Source organism: Oryzomonas sagensis (assembly GCF_008802355.1).
In the GTDB taxonomy this organism is placed as follows: Bacteria; Desulfobacterota; Desulfuromonadia; order Geobacterales; family Pseudopelobacteraceae; genus Oryzomonas; species Oryzomonas sagensis.
Window position 1 is genome coordinate 1 of sequence record NZ_VZRA01000011.1, and the last position, 16,072, is coordinate 16,072.

The 16,072-nt window shown below is 57.0% G+C and carries 13 protein-coding genes and 1 riboswitch; of the genes, 12 read left to right on the top strand and 1 reads right to left on the bottom strand.

Annotated features, from left to right (window positions below):
• From F6V30_RS16700 to F6V30_RS16710, 3 genes are all read left to right on the top strand, one after another.
• On the top strand, positions 1 to 2,000 hold a 2,000-nt coding region (locus F6V30_RS16700), incomplete at its 5' end, for an Ig-like domain-containing protein (RefSeq protein ID WP_191965758.1).
• Between the two features lie 131 nt (positions 2,001 to 2,131).
• Positions 2,132 to 2,208: riboswitch (cyclic di-GMP riboswitch) on the top strand.
• Between the two features lie 135 nt (positions 2,209 to 2,343).
• Complete coding sequence (locus F6V30_RS16705) at positions 2,344 to 3,978, top strand: Ig-like domain-containing protein (protein WP_246163599.1); 1,635 nt, start codon at positions 2,344 to 2,346, stop codon at positions 3,976 to 3,978.
• Between the two features lie 94 nt (positions 3,979 to 4,072).
• On the top strand, positions 4,073 to 4,837 hold the full coding sequence (locus F6V30_RS16710) for a hypothetical protein (RefSeq protein ID WP_151158348.1): 765 nt from the start codon (positions 4,073 to 4,075) through the stop codon (positions 4,835 to 4,837).
• Between the two features lie 55 nt (positions 4,838 to 4,892).
• Here the strand turns inward: F6V30_RS16710 and F6V30_RS16715 are convergent, their stop codons facing one another.
• A complete protein-coding gene (locus tag F6V30_RS16715; protein ID WP_151158350.1) occupies positions 4,893 to 5,606 on the bottom strand; it encodes a Crp/Fnr family transcriptional regulator in 714 nt (237 codons plus the stop codon).
• A 627-nt stretch (positions 5,607 to 6,233) separates the two neighbouring features.
• Between F6V30_RS16715 and F6V30_RS16720 the strand changes: the two genes are divergently transcribed.
• The 9 genes from F6V30_RS16720 (at position 6,234) to aroQ (ending at position 16,063) form a co-directional block, all read left to right on the top strand.
• Positions 6,234 to 7,520, top strand: coding sequence for a nucleotide sugar dehydrogenase (locus tag F6V30_RS16720; protein WP_151158352.1), 1,287 nt, complete (start codon positions 6,234 to 6,236; stop codon positions 7,518 to 7,520).
• An 86-nt stretch (positions 7,521 to 7,606) separates the two neighbouring features.
• Positions 7,607 to 9,688: an XrtA/PEP-CTERM system histidine kinase PrsK gene (prsK, locus tag F6V30_RS16725; protein WP_191965759.1), complete on the top strand. Its 2,082-nt coding sequence runs from the start codon at positions 7,607 to 7,609 to the stop codon at positions 9,686 to 9,688.
• 14 nt (positions 9,689 to 9,702) lie between these two features.
• Complete coding sequence (prsR, locus tag F6V30_RS16730; RefSeq protein ID WP_151158356.1) at positions 9,703 to 11,112, top strand: PEP-CTERM-box response regulator transcription factor; 1,410 nt, start codon at positions 9,703 to 9,705, stop codon at positions 11,110 to 11,112.
• Positions 11,113 to 11,518: 406 nt separating this feature from the next.
• Entirely contained in the window at positions 11,519 to 12,703 is a 1,185-nt protein-coding gene (gene aroC, locus F6V30_RS16735) for a chorismate synthase (protein WP_151158402.1), read from the top strand.
• A complete protein-coding gene (locus F6V30_RS16740) occupies positions 12,696 to 13,214 on the top strand; it encodes a shikimate kinase (protein ID WP_246163601.1) in 519 nt (172 codons plus the stop codon). Before aroC ends, F6V30_RS16740 begins: the two co-directional genes overlap by 8 nt.
• Positions 13,211 to 14,290, top strand: coding sequence for a 3-dehydroquinate synthase (gene aroB, locus F6V30_RS16745; RefSeq protein WP_151158360.1), 1,080 nt, complete (start codon positions 13,211 to 13,213; stop codon positions 14,288 to 14,290). Before F6V30_RS16740 ends, aroB begins: the two co-directional genes overlap by 4 nt.
• A gap of 2 nt (positions 14,291 to 14,292) precedes the next feature.
• Positions 14,293 to 15,270, top strand: a complete 978-nt coding sequence (locus F6V30_RS16750; protein WP_151158362.1) for a tetratricopeptide repeat protein — start codon at positions 14,293 to 14,295, stop codon at positions 15,268 to 15,270.
• Positions 15,261 to 15,623 (top strand): roadblock/LC7 domain-containing protein, encoded by a 363-nt coding sequence (locus F6V30_RS16755; protein WP_151158364.1) that lies wholly within the window; start codon positions 15,261 to 15,263, stop codon positions 15,621 to 15,623. Before F6V30_RS16750 ends, F6V30_RS16755 begins: the two co-directional genes overlap by 10 nt.
• A 2-nt stretch (positions 15,624 to 15,625) precedes the next feature.
• Positions 15,626 to 16,063, top strand: a complete 438-nt coding sequence (gene aroQ / locus F6V30_RS16760) for a type II 3-dehydroquinate dehydratase (protein WP_151158366.1) — start codon at positions 15,626 to 15,628, stop codon at positions 16,061 to 16,063.
• Positions 16,064 to 16,072 lie beyond the last annotated feature (9 nt).

Below are 16,072 nucleotides of genomic sequence, written 5' to 3' on the forward strand. Positions count from 1 at the left end.
CGGCGACGGCCGCCTCGTTGACGGTAGCGATCTCCTCCTTTACGGCCAGCGACAACGTTGGCGTGACCGGCTATCTGGTAACGGAAGGCTCGACCGCGCCATCGGCCAGCGCCGGCGGGTGGAGCAGCACTGCTCCGACCTCGTTCACCTTCTCGGCCGCCGGCAGCAAGACCGCCTACGCCTGGGCCAAGGACGCGGCGGGCAACGTCTCGGCCGCCAAGAGCGCCGGCGTGACCATCACCTTGCCGGATACGACCGCCCCGACCGTTTCAATAACAGCGCCTGCCGCAGGAAGTACCGTTGGCGGTACGGTATCGGTCACCGCCAACGCCTCTGACAACGTAGGCGTAAGCAAGGTGGAGTTCTACGCCAACAATATACTGCAATCCAGCAGCAGTACGGCACCTTACGGTTTCAGTTGGAACACCGCCTCCGTCGCCAACGGCTCCTACACTCTCTCTGCCAAGGCCTACGACGCCGCCGGTAACGTCGGCCAGTCCGCCAACATACTTGTTACGGTGAACAATACGGCAACGTCGTCTACCGGCACCCTTACCGCTGTTTTCGGTAATGCAAACGGTTCCAATTACCCCAATACGGTCGAGGACACGTTTCTCAATATCAACACCGATGTCAACGCCTCGAACGTGGCGCTGAATACCTACACCTGGCCGGCAAATACCCCGGCCAATGCCATCCTGATGAAGTGGGATGTCTCCGCCTTGCCGGCCAATGCCCAGATTCAGAGCGCCACACTCAATCTTAATTTGATTAGCAGCAGCGGAGATGCGTCGTACCAAATACCGGTATCAGAGATAATCAATAAACAACCGGTCATCGCCAAAAGCACCGGATACACCTATGACGGTACGAACCCCTGGACAGCCAGCAGTGTGCCGTACGGCGGTGTCCCCTTGGCGCAGTCCGATATCGCCCCTGCGGCTGATGCCCCTCTTATCGATCAAACGAATGGTTACAAGAGCTGGAATGTGACAAGCATTGTCAAAGACTGGGTTGCCAATCCGGGCAACAATATGGGGCTGCTGCTGAATTCATCAAGCCTGGCCACCTCGGACAGTAGCCGGACATTTGCTTCCAGCGAAGCGGTTGACGCCACCCAAAGGCCACAGCTTGTCGTAACCTATACTCTGGCGTCCGATACCACGGCGCCGACGGTCGGCACCTTCACGATGCCGGCGACGGCCACCTCCCAGACGGTAGCGATCTCCTCCTTCACGGCCAGCGACAACGTGGGCGTGACCGGATACCTGGTGACCGAAAGCGCCACCGCGCCTGCGGCCTCAGCCACCGGCTGGAGTGCCGGCGCCCCCACCTCGTTCACCTTCTCGGCCGCGGGCAGCAGGACCGCCTACGCTTGGGCCAAGGATGCCGCAGGCAACGTCTCGGCCGCCAAGAGCAGCAGCGTCGTCATCACTCTACCCGATACCACGGCGCCGACGGTCGGCACCTTCACGATGCCGGCGACGGCCACCTCGTTGACGGTAGCGATCTCCAGTTTCACGGCCAGCGACAACGTGGGCGTGACCGGGTACCTGGTGACCGAAAGCGCCACTGCACCTGCAGCCTCAGCCACCGGCTGGAGTGCCGGCGCACCCACTTCGTTCACCTTCTCGGCCGCGGGCAGCACGACCGCCTACGCTTGGGCCATGGATGCCGCGGGCAACGTCTCGGCCGCCAAGAGCAGCAGCGTCGCCATCACGCTGCCCGATACCACGCCGCCGACGGTAACCATCAGCTCACCCGCCAGCGGGGCAAAGGTAGGATCAAAGGTAACAATAAAGGCTTCCGCTTCAGATAACGTAGCGGTTACCAAGATGCAGCTTTACATAGACAGCGTGCTGAAAGCGACATCGAGCAGCAGCACCATAAGTTGGACCTGGAATAACTCCTCGTATTCCAGAGGATCCCATGTGATTCAGGTCAAGGCTTATGACGCAGCCAATAATTCTGGCTCACAGTCTATAACCGTGACGAAATAGAAATGGTTTAAAAGGGGATAGGTGGGCACGGGAAATGTTCTGTGCCCACGGAGTAAACGCCTTGTTTTTGTGACCATAGTCACATATTTATTGGTGACGTTCTGCGATAAAGGAACTACATAAAGAAGGGTACACGATAATACTAAACCATCCGCGAGGATGGGACGGAAAGCCTACAGGGTCTCATTGAGACAGCCGGGTCGCCGAAATACCAGAAGGTATATCGGTCCCGGCTTTTTTATTGGCAAAAACTGGAGAACGCAAAATGAGAACTGCTACATGGAAGAACACAGGAAATAACTGGATTGGTGAGTCCCGATTGTTTTTGGTCAATATGCTCACGATGGTTTTCCTTGTCGCGGCCCATGCTACCTGTTTTGCCTCCAGTATAGTTCTCCAGTGGGATGCCGATACGGATCCGAGCGTGACCGGCTACAAGGTCTATTACCAGGCGGATTCCGCCACCCAGCCCTTTCAGGGGACCGGTGCCACCCAGGGCGCGGCCCCTCTCGATGTCCAGAGCCTGACCACCGCCACCATCACAGGACTGGACCCGGCCCATGCCTACTACTTTGCCGTGGTCGCCTATAACGCCTCCGGTGTCGAAAGCTCCTACTCGAATATCGCCACGGTCCCGGAATTGACCCCCCCGACCGTGTCCATCAGCTCTCCGGCCGCAAGTACGACGGTAAGCGGCACGGTTTCGGTCAATGCCGGCGCCAGCGACAACGTGGGGGTAACGAAGGTGGAGTTCTACGTGAACGGTGTTCTTAAGGCCACGGACACCGCGACCCCCTACGTGTATTCTTGGAATACCGCGGGGCTCGCCTCCGGCAGCTACACGCTGCAGGCCAAGGCCTATGATGCCGCCGGCAACGTGGGGCAATCCGGCGTTGTCCCGGTAACGGTTGCGGGCAGCGACACGACGGCCCCGACGGTAGCGGTGACGTCACCGGCCGCTGGTTCCGTGGTGAGCGGGACAGTAACCATCGCTGCCACTGCCAGTGATAATGTGGGAGTGAGCAGGGTTGAATTTTATGAGAATGGCGCTCTGCTGTATGCCGCCAATACCGCCCCGTACAGCTACAGTTGGAATACCGCCTCCATTGCCAACGGCAGCTATACCCTTTCCGCCAAGGCTTATGATGCCAGCGGCAACGTCGGGCAATCAGCGAACGTTTCCGTAACGGTCAATAACGTGGTTGCCGATACGACCGCCCCGACGGTTTCATCCTTCAGTATCCCGGCGACGGCCGCCTCGTTGACGGTAGCGATCTCCTCCTTTACGGCCAGCGACAACGTTGGCGTGACCGGCTATCTGGTAACGGAAGGCTCGACCGCGCCATCGGCCAGCGCCGGCGGGTGGAGCAGCACGGCTCCGACCTCGTTCACCTTCTCGGCCGCCGGCAGCAAGACCGCCTACGCCTGGGCCAAGGACGCGGCGGGCAACGTCTCGGCCGCCAAGAGCGCCGGTGTGACCATCACCCTAGCGGATACGACCGCCCCGACGGTTTCATCCTTCAGTATCCCCACGACGGCCACCGCGTTGACGGTCGCCATCTCCTCCTTTACGGCCAGCGATAACGTGGCGGTGACCGGCTATCTGGTAACGGAAAGCTCGACCGCGCCGTCGGCCAGCGCAACCGGGTGGAGCAGTACGGTTCCGACCTCGTTTACCTTCTCGGCTACCGGCAGCAAGACCGCCTACGCCTGGGCCAAGGACGCCGCGGGTAACGTCTCGGCCGCCAAGAACGCCGGCGTTACGATTACTCTGCCGACCACGACAAAAAACTTTACCGTCAGTGACGCTTTATTGGCACTTAAAATAGCCGTGGGAAATGTCACACCGACCTCTACCCAAATATCGAGCCTGGACGTTGCTCCCGTGATCAACGGCCAGTCAGTTCCTGATGGTAAGATTGACACCGGTGACGTCGTCGTCATCATGTCAAAGATAGTTGGGAAAACCGTCTTGTAAAAACTGAAGTTTCTTGTAAAAATTTATAACAGGTTTCTGAAGGTGACTTTGAATTGGGTCACCTTCAATTTTGTGGGAATGAAGGAGATTCGTTATGCGGGTATTTAAAATAATGTCTGTTTTGATGACAATTCCGATTATGGTTATTTCGGGGTGTGGCGGTGGGGGAAGCGGCGGGGGAAACGGCGGGACAAGCGATACGACAGCTCCTGCGGTCACCGCTTTTTCGATGCCTTCTTCAGCTGCCTCTCTGACCGTATCGGTCTTAAGTTTTACGGCAACCGATAATGTCGGAGTAGTCGGGTACATGATCACCGAGAGTGCAACTCCACCTGTTGCCAGCGCTTCCGGCTGGAGCAGCACCGCCCCGCCCTCGTTCACTTTCACTACCGCCGGCAGCAAGACCGCCTACGCCTGGGCAAAGGATGCGTCCGGTAATATATCAAACAGTCTGATTGCTTCAGTCACGATTACTCAACAGTCAACTTTAACAACAAGTATCAGCGGAATTCCAGCAAATGCCTATTCTATTAAAGTAGTGTTAGATTTTACTAAAGCATCAGGTTACGACTTTGCTGGCTATATTGATTCAAATGGTCCCGTAAAATCATCTTATATTACTGCGTTAACTTCTTCAGGTATCGCTGACGCACATTATGACAGCGCAAATAAAACATTGACATTAGGTGTTGTCAGTTCCAATGCTATAAATGATGGCAATATTATGAGCGTTCAGTTCCAAGCTGTTCCGGGATTTGACGCTACCCAGATTACTTCAACTGTTACAGAGATAAAAAACGGATCGGGCGTCTCATTGCCCATTACTGGGGCAACAACCGTTTCAGAAACGGTTCAGTAATAGGATGTTTGATCGCGAAAAAAGCTAAATGTCTCAATATATAATAATTTGGATGCTAATTTGCTGTCATTGTCTTGATGCGGAAGGTTTTTGTCAATAATATTGATTTGTTCTCTAAAGTTTGAATGATCGAATCTTTTTCCAGCTTATTCAAAATCCTCGTTACCGTCTCCCGTGCAACTGACGCATAACTGGCAATCTGCTGGTGCGTCAGTTTTGCATTGATGATGGTCCCCCGGTCGTCCATAACCCCGTACAAATCCTGCAATCTTTCAAGCACGGCCAGCACCCGGTGTTCGGCATTGTCGAAACTCAATATCTTGATCATCGCCCAGGAATCGCGGAGCCGGTCGCACAGCAGACCTATTATCCTGTGGCGGGTCGCGTCGTTATTGAGAACGAACCGCTCAAAGTCTGATTTGGAAAGAAGCCCGATCTCCGCATCTTCGTAGGCAATAACGGTGGCTGGAGATGTCTTGCCGTCAAGGAGGGCCATTTCGCCGAAAAAGTCATTCTTCTTGTGGATGCTGATGATCTGCTCTTTGCCCTCTTCATTGATCTTGACGACCCGCACCTTGCCGGAATAAACAAAATACATATAGTTTGCTGTATCTTCTTCAAAAAGCACTATCTGGTTTTTCGCATAGTGTTTCTTGACAATGAGGCTTTCAATCAGGCTGATCTCTGCCGCGGAAAGCCCTGAGAAGAAAGGGATATTCTTGATTATGTTGTTGTCCGGTTTCAGTCGTTGATTTGCTTGCCAGATCATTGGGGGACCTCGCTTATGGCCTCGGAGATCAGTCTGTAAATCACATGGGGGCTATCGGCTTTTGCCGTTCGTGTTGGGATATCCTCAGGTTTCCATCCTCTCTGTCCTGACTTAAAAAGGAACGAGCTCATCAGATAAAGCGATTAATTAAGCGAATCTAAAAATAATGCATTTTAATAGTATCATTTTTCCATCGTTTGGCAACTGTTCTGTTCATCCTATCTGTTGAAAAAAACGGGAAGTTCTGTATTATACCGGCAAAATTTCGATCCGGGGGGGATTTAAATTGATCTGCCGATTCGATCGCGTCAACTACTGTGATCCCTCGATTTCCATCGTGTCTTGAAAAATTGTGTCATTAGGCATGAATTGGCCCACTCATGGGCTCTCGCCTCGGTCAGGGGAAAGCCCACAAGCCAGTAGAGTCGAGCATCCCGTGAGGTGCTGCGGGCTGTTGACATGATGTCTCGCCCTGTTATTATTTCAGATGATTTCAATATGCCGACCGGCAGCGCGCTCTTTCGTGACGTGTGGGGGACATATGCCGATGCCTTTTCGGTGGCGGGCTTCGGTTATGGTTTGCCCCCAAAGAGCCGTTCTACTTTTCATAAAAGGATGTTGAAAAAAATGACACGCGATCGCACCATTTCCGTTGTGGGCCTCGGTTACGTTGGACTGCCGGTGGCGGTGGCCTTCGGCAAGGTACGGAAGACCGTTGGTTTCGACATCAATCCGGCCCGCATTCAGGAACTCCGGGAGGGCCATGACCGGACCGGCGAAATTCCGCGCAACGATCTGCAGACGGCAGATATTCTCTTTACCGATGCCATTGGGGATCTCGCCACGGCAGATTTTCATATTGTTGCCGTGCCGACGCCCGTGGATGACGCCAACCAACCGGATATCACACTGCTTTACAAGGCTTCGGAAACGGTTGGAAAGGCGCTGAAGCGCGGCGACATCGTTGTTTATGAATCGACGGTGTATCCCGGCGTGACCGAGGACGAGTGCGTGCCGGTTCTGGAGCGGGCTTCCGGACTCCGCTGCGGGGTTGATTTCACTGTGGGCTACAGCCCCGAGCGCATCAATCCGGGAGACAAGGAACACACGTTCACGAAGATAAAGAAGATCGTCTCAGGGCAGGATGCCGCTACGCTTGAGACTGTCGCAAAGGTGTACGGGGCGGTTGTGACGGCGGGGGTGCACCGGGCCACCTCCATCAAGGTCGCGGAAGCGGCCAAGGTCATCGAAAACACCCAGCGCGATCTCAACATAGCTCTGATGAACGAACTGGCGCTCATCTTCGACCGCATGGGGATAGACACCAACGATGTCCTGGAGGCGGCGGGAACCAAGTGGAACTTTTTGAAGTTCAGGCCGGGACTGGTTGGCGGGCACTGTATCGGCGTCGATCCCTACTACCTGACCCACATGGCGGAAAAGATCGGTTATATTCCCCAGGTGATCCTGTCTGGACGCAGGATCAACGATGGCATGGGAAAATTCATCGCCCAACGGGCGGTGAAAGAGATTATCCGCGCCGGTCACAGTGTTTTGGGGAGCGTGGTGACGGTTTTAGGGCTCACCTTCAAAGAGGATTGCCCGGACCTGCGCAACTCCAAGGTGATCGACATCATCAGAGAACTACAGGATTACGGGATCAGCATCCAGGTCTGCGATCCGCTTGCCGATGCCGGTGAAGCGGCCCATGAGTACGCCCTCCCGTTGACAGCCCCGGAAGATCTCAAACCGGCCGTCGCAGTTGTGGCGGCAGTGGCCCACACACAGTACCGGCAATGGTCGGCAGGGGACTTGTGCCGGCTCATGGGCGAGAACCCGGTGCTCATCGATGTAAAGGGAATGTATGATCACCGGACAATGGCCGCGGCAGGAATTCGAGTCTGGAGACTGTAGCATGATTGTCGGGGGGAGGGCGGCACACGGTTGCTGCCCGCTCCCCGTGATTCCGGTGACCTGGATATGGGACAGACATGCTTCATATGAGTGATGCAATCATTTCCATAGCGGCAATCATTACATTGCTGGCCGGCGGAGGGTATGCTCTTTATAGTGACCGCTCCCGCGCCGGCCTGTTTATCTTTGCCGCCCTGACCGCCACCGCCCTGCTGGAACTGTTCGACATGCTGTCACTTGCCGTACCGGCAGATGCCTTTTTCTGGAAAAAGTGTGCGTTAATGGCTGAATCCCTCCTGCCCCTGTTCTGGATCCTCTGCAGTCTCACGTTTGCCCGTCAGCCCGGTCCCCGGAAGACCGATCCCATGGCCAAGGTGGCCATCGTTGCGGTATTCCTGCTCTCAGCACTATTCCAAATGTACCCCCTGAATGCTTTTTTTTATGCCCCGGATTTCCCGGGCGAGCGACTTCTCTTTCTCGGTAATGCCGGTTTTTTCTTTTATATCGGGGTGATGACCTGCTTGGTGGTTGCGCTTGTCAATTTTGAAACAACGCTCACCAATGCCTCTCCCAATGCCCTCTGGAGGGTCAAGTTTGAACTCATTGGGCTTGGCACCATACTGGCTGTGCAGATATTCTATTTCAGTCAGGCTTTGCTCTACCGATCACTGAATATGAATTACCTGCCGCTGCGCTCCTTCATGTATTTGGTCGCTGCGGCGCTGATGGCCTATTCGCTCGTGTGCCGTCGTGGCAATGTCCGCATCCAGGTTTCCCGGCAGGTCGCTTTCAAATCCGTTGTCCTGTGTGCCGTGGGGGGCTATCTGCTCGCGCTCGGCATTTTGGGTGAGGGGATGAAATATTGGGGGGGCGCCTTCCCGCGCACGATGTCCATCACCCTCGCATTTCTGGCCGGGATAGCCCTCCTGATCCTGCTGCTCTCCGAGAGGGTCAAGCGGGAGGTCAAAGTCGTACTGCACAAAAATTTTTACCAGAACAAATATGACTACAGGACCCAGTGGCTCCGCTTTACCGAACAGCTTTCCACCTCCAGATCGGGCGAAGAGCTCCTTCAGCGGATACTTGCAGCCTACTGCGACATCTTCGGGATCGGCGGGGGCGCCCTGTTTCTCTACGAAGAAGAACAGGCAGGATACTGCGCAACGGCATATTATGAAATGGAGCCTATTCCCGGGATTATCAGCCCGGATAACTCACTTGTTGGGTTCATGAAAAAATCCGGCTGGGTCATCAATGTGAAGGATGGCAATCTGGACGGTGACGGTGGAACGCATTCTTTTTTAGAGAGGAATTGCATTTCCTTTATCATACCGCTCTTCGACGGTGAGCGGCTCATCGGGTTCATCACCTTGGGGCGGGTAATCAAAGAAAATGAAGAATATATTTACGAAGACTACGATTTGATGAAAACCATTGCCCGTCAGGCTTCCCAAGCCATACTGCATCAGCGGCTTTCTGACGAGATCGCGCAGGCGCGCGAGATGGAGGCCATCGGCAATGTCGCCACATTCGTTGTGCATGATCTGAAAAACCTTGTGGCAACCCTTTCGCTTATCGTCGACAATGCGACCAAGTACATGCAAAACCCTGATTTTCAGAAGGATATGCTGACATCATTGAACAATACGGCAGAAAAAATGCGGATTTTGATCGGCAGGTTGAAAAACCTGGGAGACAAGAGCCTGTTGAACCTGCAGACTGTCGATCTTAGGGAGTTGGTAGACAGGACCGCCCGCATGGTGGCGGGCGAAAAAATCACGGTGTCGGGAACCACCGAAATGGTTACTGCGGATGGCGAAGAGGTTCAGAAGGTCGTCATGAATCTGCTTATTAATGCTGTGGAAGCGTCGAATCCGGAACAGCCGATACGTGCCGAGATCGGCAACAATGGGGGAGCGGCCTTTATTCGGATTGCCGATCAGGGGTGCGGGATGTCGGATCATTATATGCGCACAAAATTGTTCAAACCTTTTACGACAACCAAGAAACAGGGGCTCGGCATTGGCCTGTATCAATGTCGCAAAATAGTTGAGAACCATGGTGGGAGGATCGAGGTCAGCAGCCTGGAAGGCAGCGGCTCGGTTTTTACGGTGTGGTTTCCTGCGGGTACAGAAATGAGGCCGGGGACTTGTGTTGATTCCGTGTAACGAGGAATAACTTAATGGAAAACATCCTGATCGTCGATGATAATCCGGATATCCGCCAGCAGCTTAAGTGGGGATTAGGCGAGGAGTACGAAATACTGCTGGCCGGTGACGCTTCTCAAGGCCTTGCCGCCTTCAAAAAGCACCAGCCGAATGTCGTGATCCTCGACCTGGGACTTCCCCCGCACGAGGATTCCTCTGTCGAGGGGTTTCGCTGTCTGGCCGAGATGCTCGACCACAATCCGAACGCCAAAATAATCATGCTTACCGGCAATAGCGAACGGGAGAACGCTTTGCAAGCCATCCAGATGGGGGCCTATGATTTTTACCCCAAACCGCCGGTCCTCAGTGAACTCAAAGTAATTATCGGGCGCGCCTTTCACCTGGCCAACATCGAAGAACAGAACCGCGCCCTGCAGCGTTCTCTTGAGCAAAAAACAACGGTTGCCGGCGGAATAATCGGCCAATGCGCTGAGATGCAGATGGTGTACGCCACGATTAGAAAGGTCGCGTCGTCCGATGTGCCTGTCTTGATAACCGGGGGAAGCGGTACGGGAAAGGAGTTGGTTGCGCGCGCAATTCAGGAAGCGAGTCTCCGCAAGAATGGCCCGTTCATCCCAATCAACTGCGGGGCGATTCCGGAAAACCTCCTGGAGTCAGAGCTCTTCGGGCATGAGAAGGGAGCGTTCACCGGTGCCCATGCCACGGTCCAGGGGAAGCTCCAATATGCCCATAAAGGAACGCTATTTCTGGATGAAATTGGCGAACTTCCGGTCAACCTCCAGGTCAAGCTGCTTCGCTTTCTTCAGGAAGGGACCATTCAGCGGGTTGGCGGCAGGGAGGATATCCGGGTGGATGCTCGAACGATTTGCGCCACCAATGTGGATATCGCCAAAGCCATCAACGAAGGCAAGTTCAGGGAAGATCTGTACTACCGGATAGGCGTCATCACGATTGCCTTGCCGCCGCTTCGGGAACGGGGGGACGACATCCTCCTGCTTGCTCATTATTATCTGAGACTGTTCAATGACGAACACAAAAAGAGGGTACGCCGTTTTGGCGCGGCCGCCATAAACTTCCTCAAGAGCTATGAATGGCCCGGAAATGTGCGTGAACTGAGAAACCGTATCCAGCGGGCCGTCATTATGAGCGATTTCACATCCATCGAGCCGGCTGATCTCGGTTGCGGCAGCAATCTGCCGGTCCAGCCCGACCAGCCCGAAGAGCCGCGGGATGTCATGTCTCTCAGGGATGCCCGGGACAAGGCCGAGCGGGAGGTCATCTCGGCGGCGATTGAGCGCCAACAGGGGAACATCCTGAAAGCGGCCGAGGAATTGGAGATCAGCCGGCCGACGCTGTATGATTTGTTGAAGAAGCATAATTTTTTTGATGGGGGTCGAAAGGGTGACATGGGGGTAAGCGAATAGTGACTGCTGCGCGCAATGCGGTAGGGGGAGGGCGCCGTTCCGGCCATTCGGATCACGGAGGAGCTTTTCTGGCGCCCATTTTTCAGCCGCCACATTATCGGCACGCATTCTTTAAATGTCCCCTCTTGCCATATCGGTCATATGCCGTTTCCCATTGCGTGAGTCGCGCCACGCTTTTGAAACCGTCCTCAACCACGACACCCTCTGTTTGCGCCCCAGACGCCCCGCATCGCGGAATCGACATTCACTGGTATCCTCAGGATTTGTTGGGGAAGCTCTCTTTCGGCCCCCAGGGAGATACGAACGCTACTGCCAGGGAAGATAACGGTTTTGCCTTGCCGTCTGCCGGGGTTAAATGCTAATTTAGGAACCATTTCGAGAGATTCACGGGAGGCTTTTTGTGAGTGTGTTCCGCTACCTGACTGCGGGGGAATCCCATGGGCCGCAATTGACGGCGATTATCGAAGGCCTTCCGGCCGGCACCCGGCTTGCCGCCGACGGCATCGACCGGGACTTGGCGCGGCGCCAGCAAGGCTACGGCCGCGGCGACCGGATGAAGATCGAGACGGATACGGTTGCTATTCTGTCGGGGGTGCGCTGGGGCGAAACCCTGGGCTCCCCGGTGACGCTGGTGGTACGCAACCGCGACTGGGAAAACTGGCAGGAGAAGATGTCGCCGCTGGCGGCGCATCATCGCCAGGAAGGTGGCGCGGTGACCCGCCCCCGGCCCGGACATGCCGACCTGACCGGGGCGCTGAAGTATGGGCACGATGATGTGCGCAACATCCTGGAACGCTCCAGCGCCCGTGAAACGGCCGTGCGCGTCGCCGTGGGCGCCGTGGCGAAGGCGCTGCTGCGCGAGTTCGGCGTTACGGTCGGCGGATTCGTGACCGAGGTCGGAGGGATCGCGGCACGCCAGCCCGAACGGCCGTTTGAGGAATTATGGAGCGTCGCCGCGCAGTCGGAGCTCTCCTGTTGCGACCCCGAGGCGGAATTGGAGATGAAGCGCCTGATCGATTTCAGCAAGGCCGACGGCGATACCCTGGGAGGGGTTGTGGAGGTGCAGGTCGTCGGCGTCCCCCCGGGACTCGGCAGTCATGTCCAGTGGGACCGCAAGCTGGATGCCCGCCTGGCGATGGCTTTGATGAGTGTTCAGGCCATCAAGGGGGTGGAGGTGGGCATCGGCTTCGATGCCGCCCGCCGCCCGGGCTCCCGCGTGCATGACGAACTGTTCCGGGATGAGGGGCGTCTCGGGCAGGGGGCGGCAACCGCCTATTATCGCCAGACCAACCGTGCCGGCGGCATCGAGGGGGGGATGTCCAACGGCGAGGTCATCGTGCTCAGGGCGGCCATGAAGCCGATTCCCACCCTCTATAAACCGCTCCGCTCCGTCGACATGCAGACCCATGAACCGTATGAGGCGGCAGTGGAACGCTCCGACACCTGCGCCGTGCCGGCGGCCCTGGTGGTGGCCGAGGCGGTCGTGGCCATAGAAATCGCCAATGCCTTCCTGGAAAAATTCGGCGGCGATTCGGTCGCTGAGATTCGGCGCAACTATGAGGGGTACCGGACTCAGGTACGCAATGCTTGACCGGCCGCTGATCCTCACCGGCTTTATGGGGGCCGGCAAAAGCTGTGTCGGGCGCCTGCTGGCCGCCAAGCTGGCGTGCCCCTTCATTGATCTGGATGCTGAGGTCGTCGCCATGGCGGGCCGCTCCATCAACGAAATCTTTGCCAAAGACGGGGAGGCTGCCTTCCGCGCCCTGGAGAGCACGTGCCTTGAGCATGCCCTGCGCCGGGGGGGGGCGGTGATCGCAACCGGCGGCGGCGCGGTTATCGCCGATGCGAACCGTGCCCTGATGCGGGCATCCGGGGTGGTGGTCAACCTGACCGCTCCGTTCGAGCTGATCATGGAGCGCCTTTCCGGCGCCCGGGACCGGCCTCTGTATGCCGGCGACGACCCCGCAAAGCGTGCAAAGCTGCTCATGGAGCAGCGGGAACAATTTTATGGCGACGCCGATATTAGAATTGACACGGATGGGAAATCCGTGGAAGATGTGGCGGCAGTGATTCTAGGGTATTTAAGGGGCTTGGCAGCGTGAGCGTAGTGACCGTCAACCTGGGAGAAAGCAGTTACGACATCCGGATCGGAAGCGGCTCATTGCCGGCGCTCGGCCGGAGTTGCGCCTCTCTGGGGCTGGCCGGCCGGGCGGCGGTCGTCACCAACCCGACGGTGAATGCCCTGTATGGCGATACGGTCCGCCGTTCATTGGCCGATGCCGGTTATCCGGTCACGCTGATTGAAATGCCCGATGGCGAGGAGTTCAAGAATGCGGCTACGCTGGGCAGTGTCTATGATGCCCTGATCGCGGCCGGAATGGACCGGAGGTCGTTCATCGTCGCCCTCGGCGGCGGCGTGGTGGGCGATCTGGCCGGTTTTGCCGCGGCGACGTTCATGCGCGGCATACCGTTCGTTCAGGTGCCGACAACGCTCTTGGCCCAGGTGGACAGCAGTGTCGGCGGCAAAACGGCCATTGACCACCCCCAGGGAAAGAACCTGATCGGCGCCTTTTACCAGCCGCGGCTGGTGCTGATCGACGTGGACACCCTGGCAACGCTGCCGCAACGGGAATACCGCGCCGGCCTTGCCGAGGTTGTCAAGTATGGTGCCGCCATTGACGGGCCCTTTTTCGAGTATCTGGAGCAGAACGTGGATGCGCTGCAGGCAAGGGAGCGCGAGTGTCTGATGCGGATTATCCAGCGCTGCTGCGAACTGAAGGCCCGGGTGGTTGAGCTGGATGAAAAAGAGGCCGGCCCGCGCGAAGCGCTCAATTACGGTCATACGCTGGGGCACGCCCTGGAGACCCTGGCCGGCTACCGTAGCCTGGTGCATGGCGAGGCGGTGGCGATCGGCATGGTGCTGGCGGCGCGCATATGCGTCCGGCGGGGGGAATGCGGGGATGATGACGCGGCCAGGATAGCGGCGCTGCTCGGCAGCCTCGGGCTATCCGTTGCGCCGCCTGCGGTCGAGCGTACGCGGCTGCTGGATGCCCTGCTCAAGGATAAGAAAAGCCGGGCGGGGACCATCAATTTTATCTGCAATCAGGGGATCGGCAACTATACCGTTGCCCAACTTTCACCGGAAGAATTACTTGCGTTAAGCGGGCTGGGGGTGTGATCATGCAGCAGGGCGGCGGGTCATTCTGGACGGAGATCAAGGCATACGAGGAACGTCTTGCGGCAAACCCGGATTCTTTCTGCTTTGCCCGACTGGCGGAGATCTATCTCAAGGTCGGCTTGACGGACGATGCGCTCCATGTCGCCCGAAAAGGCGTGGCGCAACATCCGGGGCATATAGCCGGCCAGCGGGCTCTGGCCTTGGCCTGCCATGCCAAAGGGTTGACGGACGAGTGCCGGTCGGCATTGGAACAGGTTGTTGCCGCGATGCCCGAAGACAGGGATTCCCTGAAACTGTTGGGACGGCTCTACGCCGGATCGGGAAACGAACTCGCCGCCATCAGGGTGCTGAATACCGTGCTGGACCTGAATCCTGACGATGAGGAATGCCGTATCGAGTTGGAGGCCATCGGTCACGCTGCCCGCGGAGCTTCGCCTGCCGTTGTTGCGCCGGTTGCCCAACCGGAATATCAGGACAGTGAATTCACCTCATTTGACGATGAAGAGGAAATCATCGAGGATCTGGAAGTCCTGGAGTTGGACGAGAGCGACCTGGTTGAAGAGATGCCCGCAGACGGCGAAGAGGAGTCGGAACAGGCCGCGGCCGCCCACCACGATCCACTTTCCACGACGACCCTTGCCGAGCTTTACGTGCAGCAGGGGTTTATATCCAGGGCGCTCGCCATCTATCAGACTATCCTTGCCGACGACCCTGCGAATCGTGTCGCACTGGCACGCGTTGCCGAACTTTCGGCCGCCGGGGCGAGTCAGGCCGAGCCATGGGACGATGCCGCCCCGGCAGTCCCTGACGATGGCGAGCCGGCAGAATGCGTCGATTCCGGCGAGGTGCGCTTCGAACCGCCTCCCGCGGCGTCAGCGGTTGCCGATACGGGCCTTCAGCCACGGGGAGAGGCTGACAATGCCCTTGAGACTCTTGAGGGGTGGCTTGAAAATATCAGGAGGATCAAAGCATGTCGATAAGGGATACCCTGAAAGATATCGTTGACAATGTCGAAGGCGCTTTGGCTGCGATGATCATGGCCTATGACGGCATCGCCATTGACGAGATCGCGGTTCCCCTGTCCGGCTTCGATCTTCAATCCCTGTCGGTGGAGTATGCGACGGTTCTCAAGGAAATAAAACGTGCCGCCGAACTCGTCAAGGCCGGCGCCATGGAAGAGGTTTCCATAACCACCAACCAGACGCGGGTGGCGCTTCGTGTCCTGAACGAGGACCTGTTTACGGTCCTGATCATGACCAGGGACGGCAATTTCGGCAAGGGACGCTACCTGCTGCGTCTCAAAGGCTACGACCTGGCACGGGAACTGGCTTAGTCATGAAATTCCTTGTCCTGCATGGTCCCAACCTCAATCTGCTCGGCCGCCGGGAACCGGAAGTCTATGGTTCCGTGACCCTGGACGAGATAAACACCTCCCTTGAACAACTGGCCGCCGAACTGGGGTGCTCCGTGGCCTTTCTGCAGTCAAACTCGGAGGGTGCCCTGATCGACGCCATTCAGGCTTGCGCGGGACGGTATGACGGTATTGTCATCAACCCGGCGGCCTATACCCACACCAGCGTCGCCATCCGGGATGCGCTGGCGGCGGTGGGGATTCCTTTTGTCGAAGTCCATCTTTCCAACATCCACCGCCGTGAAGAGTTCCGCCAGCGGAGTCTGACCGCCGCGCTGGCGGTGGGCCAGATTTGCGGTTTCGGCCGCGACAGTTATCTGCTTGGCTTGCGCGCTCTGTTTAGTTATGGTAAAAAATCCTAGTCCGCTCGG

Bases quoted from the DNA above. Each gene is read 5' to 3' on its own strand.
- prsK (WP_191965759.1), top strand. From the start codon at position 7,607: ATGAGTGATGCAATCATTTCCATAGCGGCAATCATTACATTGCTGGCC.
- F6V30_RS16715 (WP_151158350.1), bottom strand. From the start codon at position 5,606: ATGATCTGGCAAGCAAATCAACGACTGAAACCGGACAACAACATAATC.
- aroQ (WP_151158366.1), top strand. From the start codon at position 15,626: ATGAAATTCCTTGTCCTGCATGGTCCCAACCTCAATCTGCTCGGCCGC.
- F6V30_RS16710 (WP_151158348.1), top strand. From the start codon at position 4,073: ATGCGGGTATTTAAAATAATGTCTGTTTTGATGACAATTCCGATTATG.
- F6V30_RS16750 (WP_151158362.1), top strand. From the start codon at position 14,293: ATGCAGCAGGGCGGCGGGTCATTCTGGACGGAGATCAAGGCATACGAG.
- prsR (WP_151158356.1), top strand. From the start codon at position 9,703: ATGGAAAACATCCTGATCGTCGATGATAATCCGGATATCCGCCAGCAG.
- F6V30_RS16755 (WP_151158364.1), top strand. From the start codon at position 15,261: ATGTCGATAAGGGATACCCTGAAAGATATCGTTGACAATGTCGAAGGC.
- F6V30_RS16740 (WP_246163601.1), top strand. From the start codon at position 12,696: ATGCTTGACCGGCCGCTGATCCTCACCGGCTTTATGGGGGCCGGCAAA.
- F6V30_RS16705 (WP_246163599.1), top strand. From the start codon at position 2,344: ATGGTTTTCCTTGTCGCGGCCCATGCTACCTGTTTTGCCTCCAGTATA.
- F6V30_RS16720 (WP_151158352.1), top strand. From the start codon at position 6,234: ATGACACGCGATCGCACCATTTCCGTTGTGGGCCTCGGTTACGTTGGA.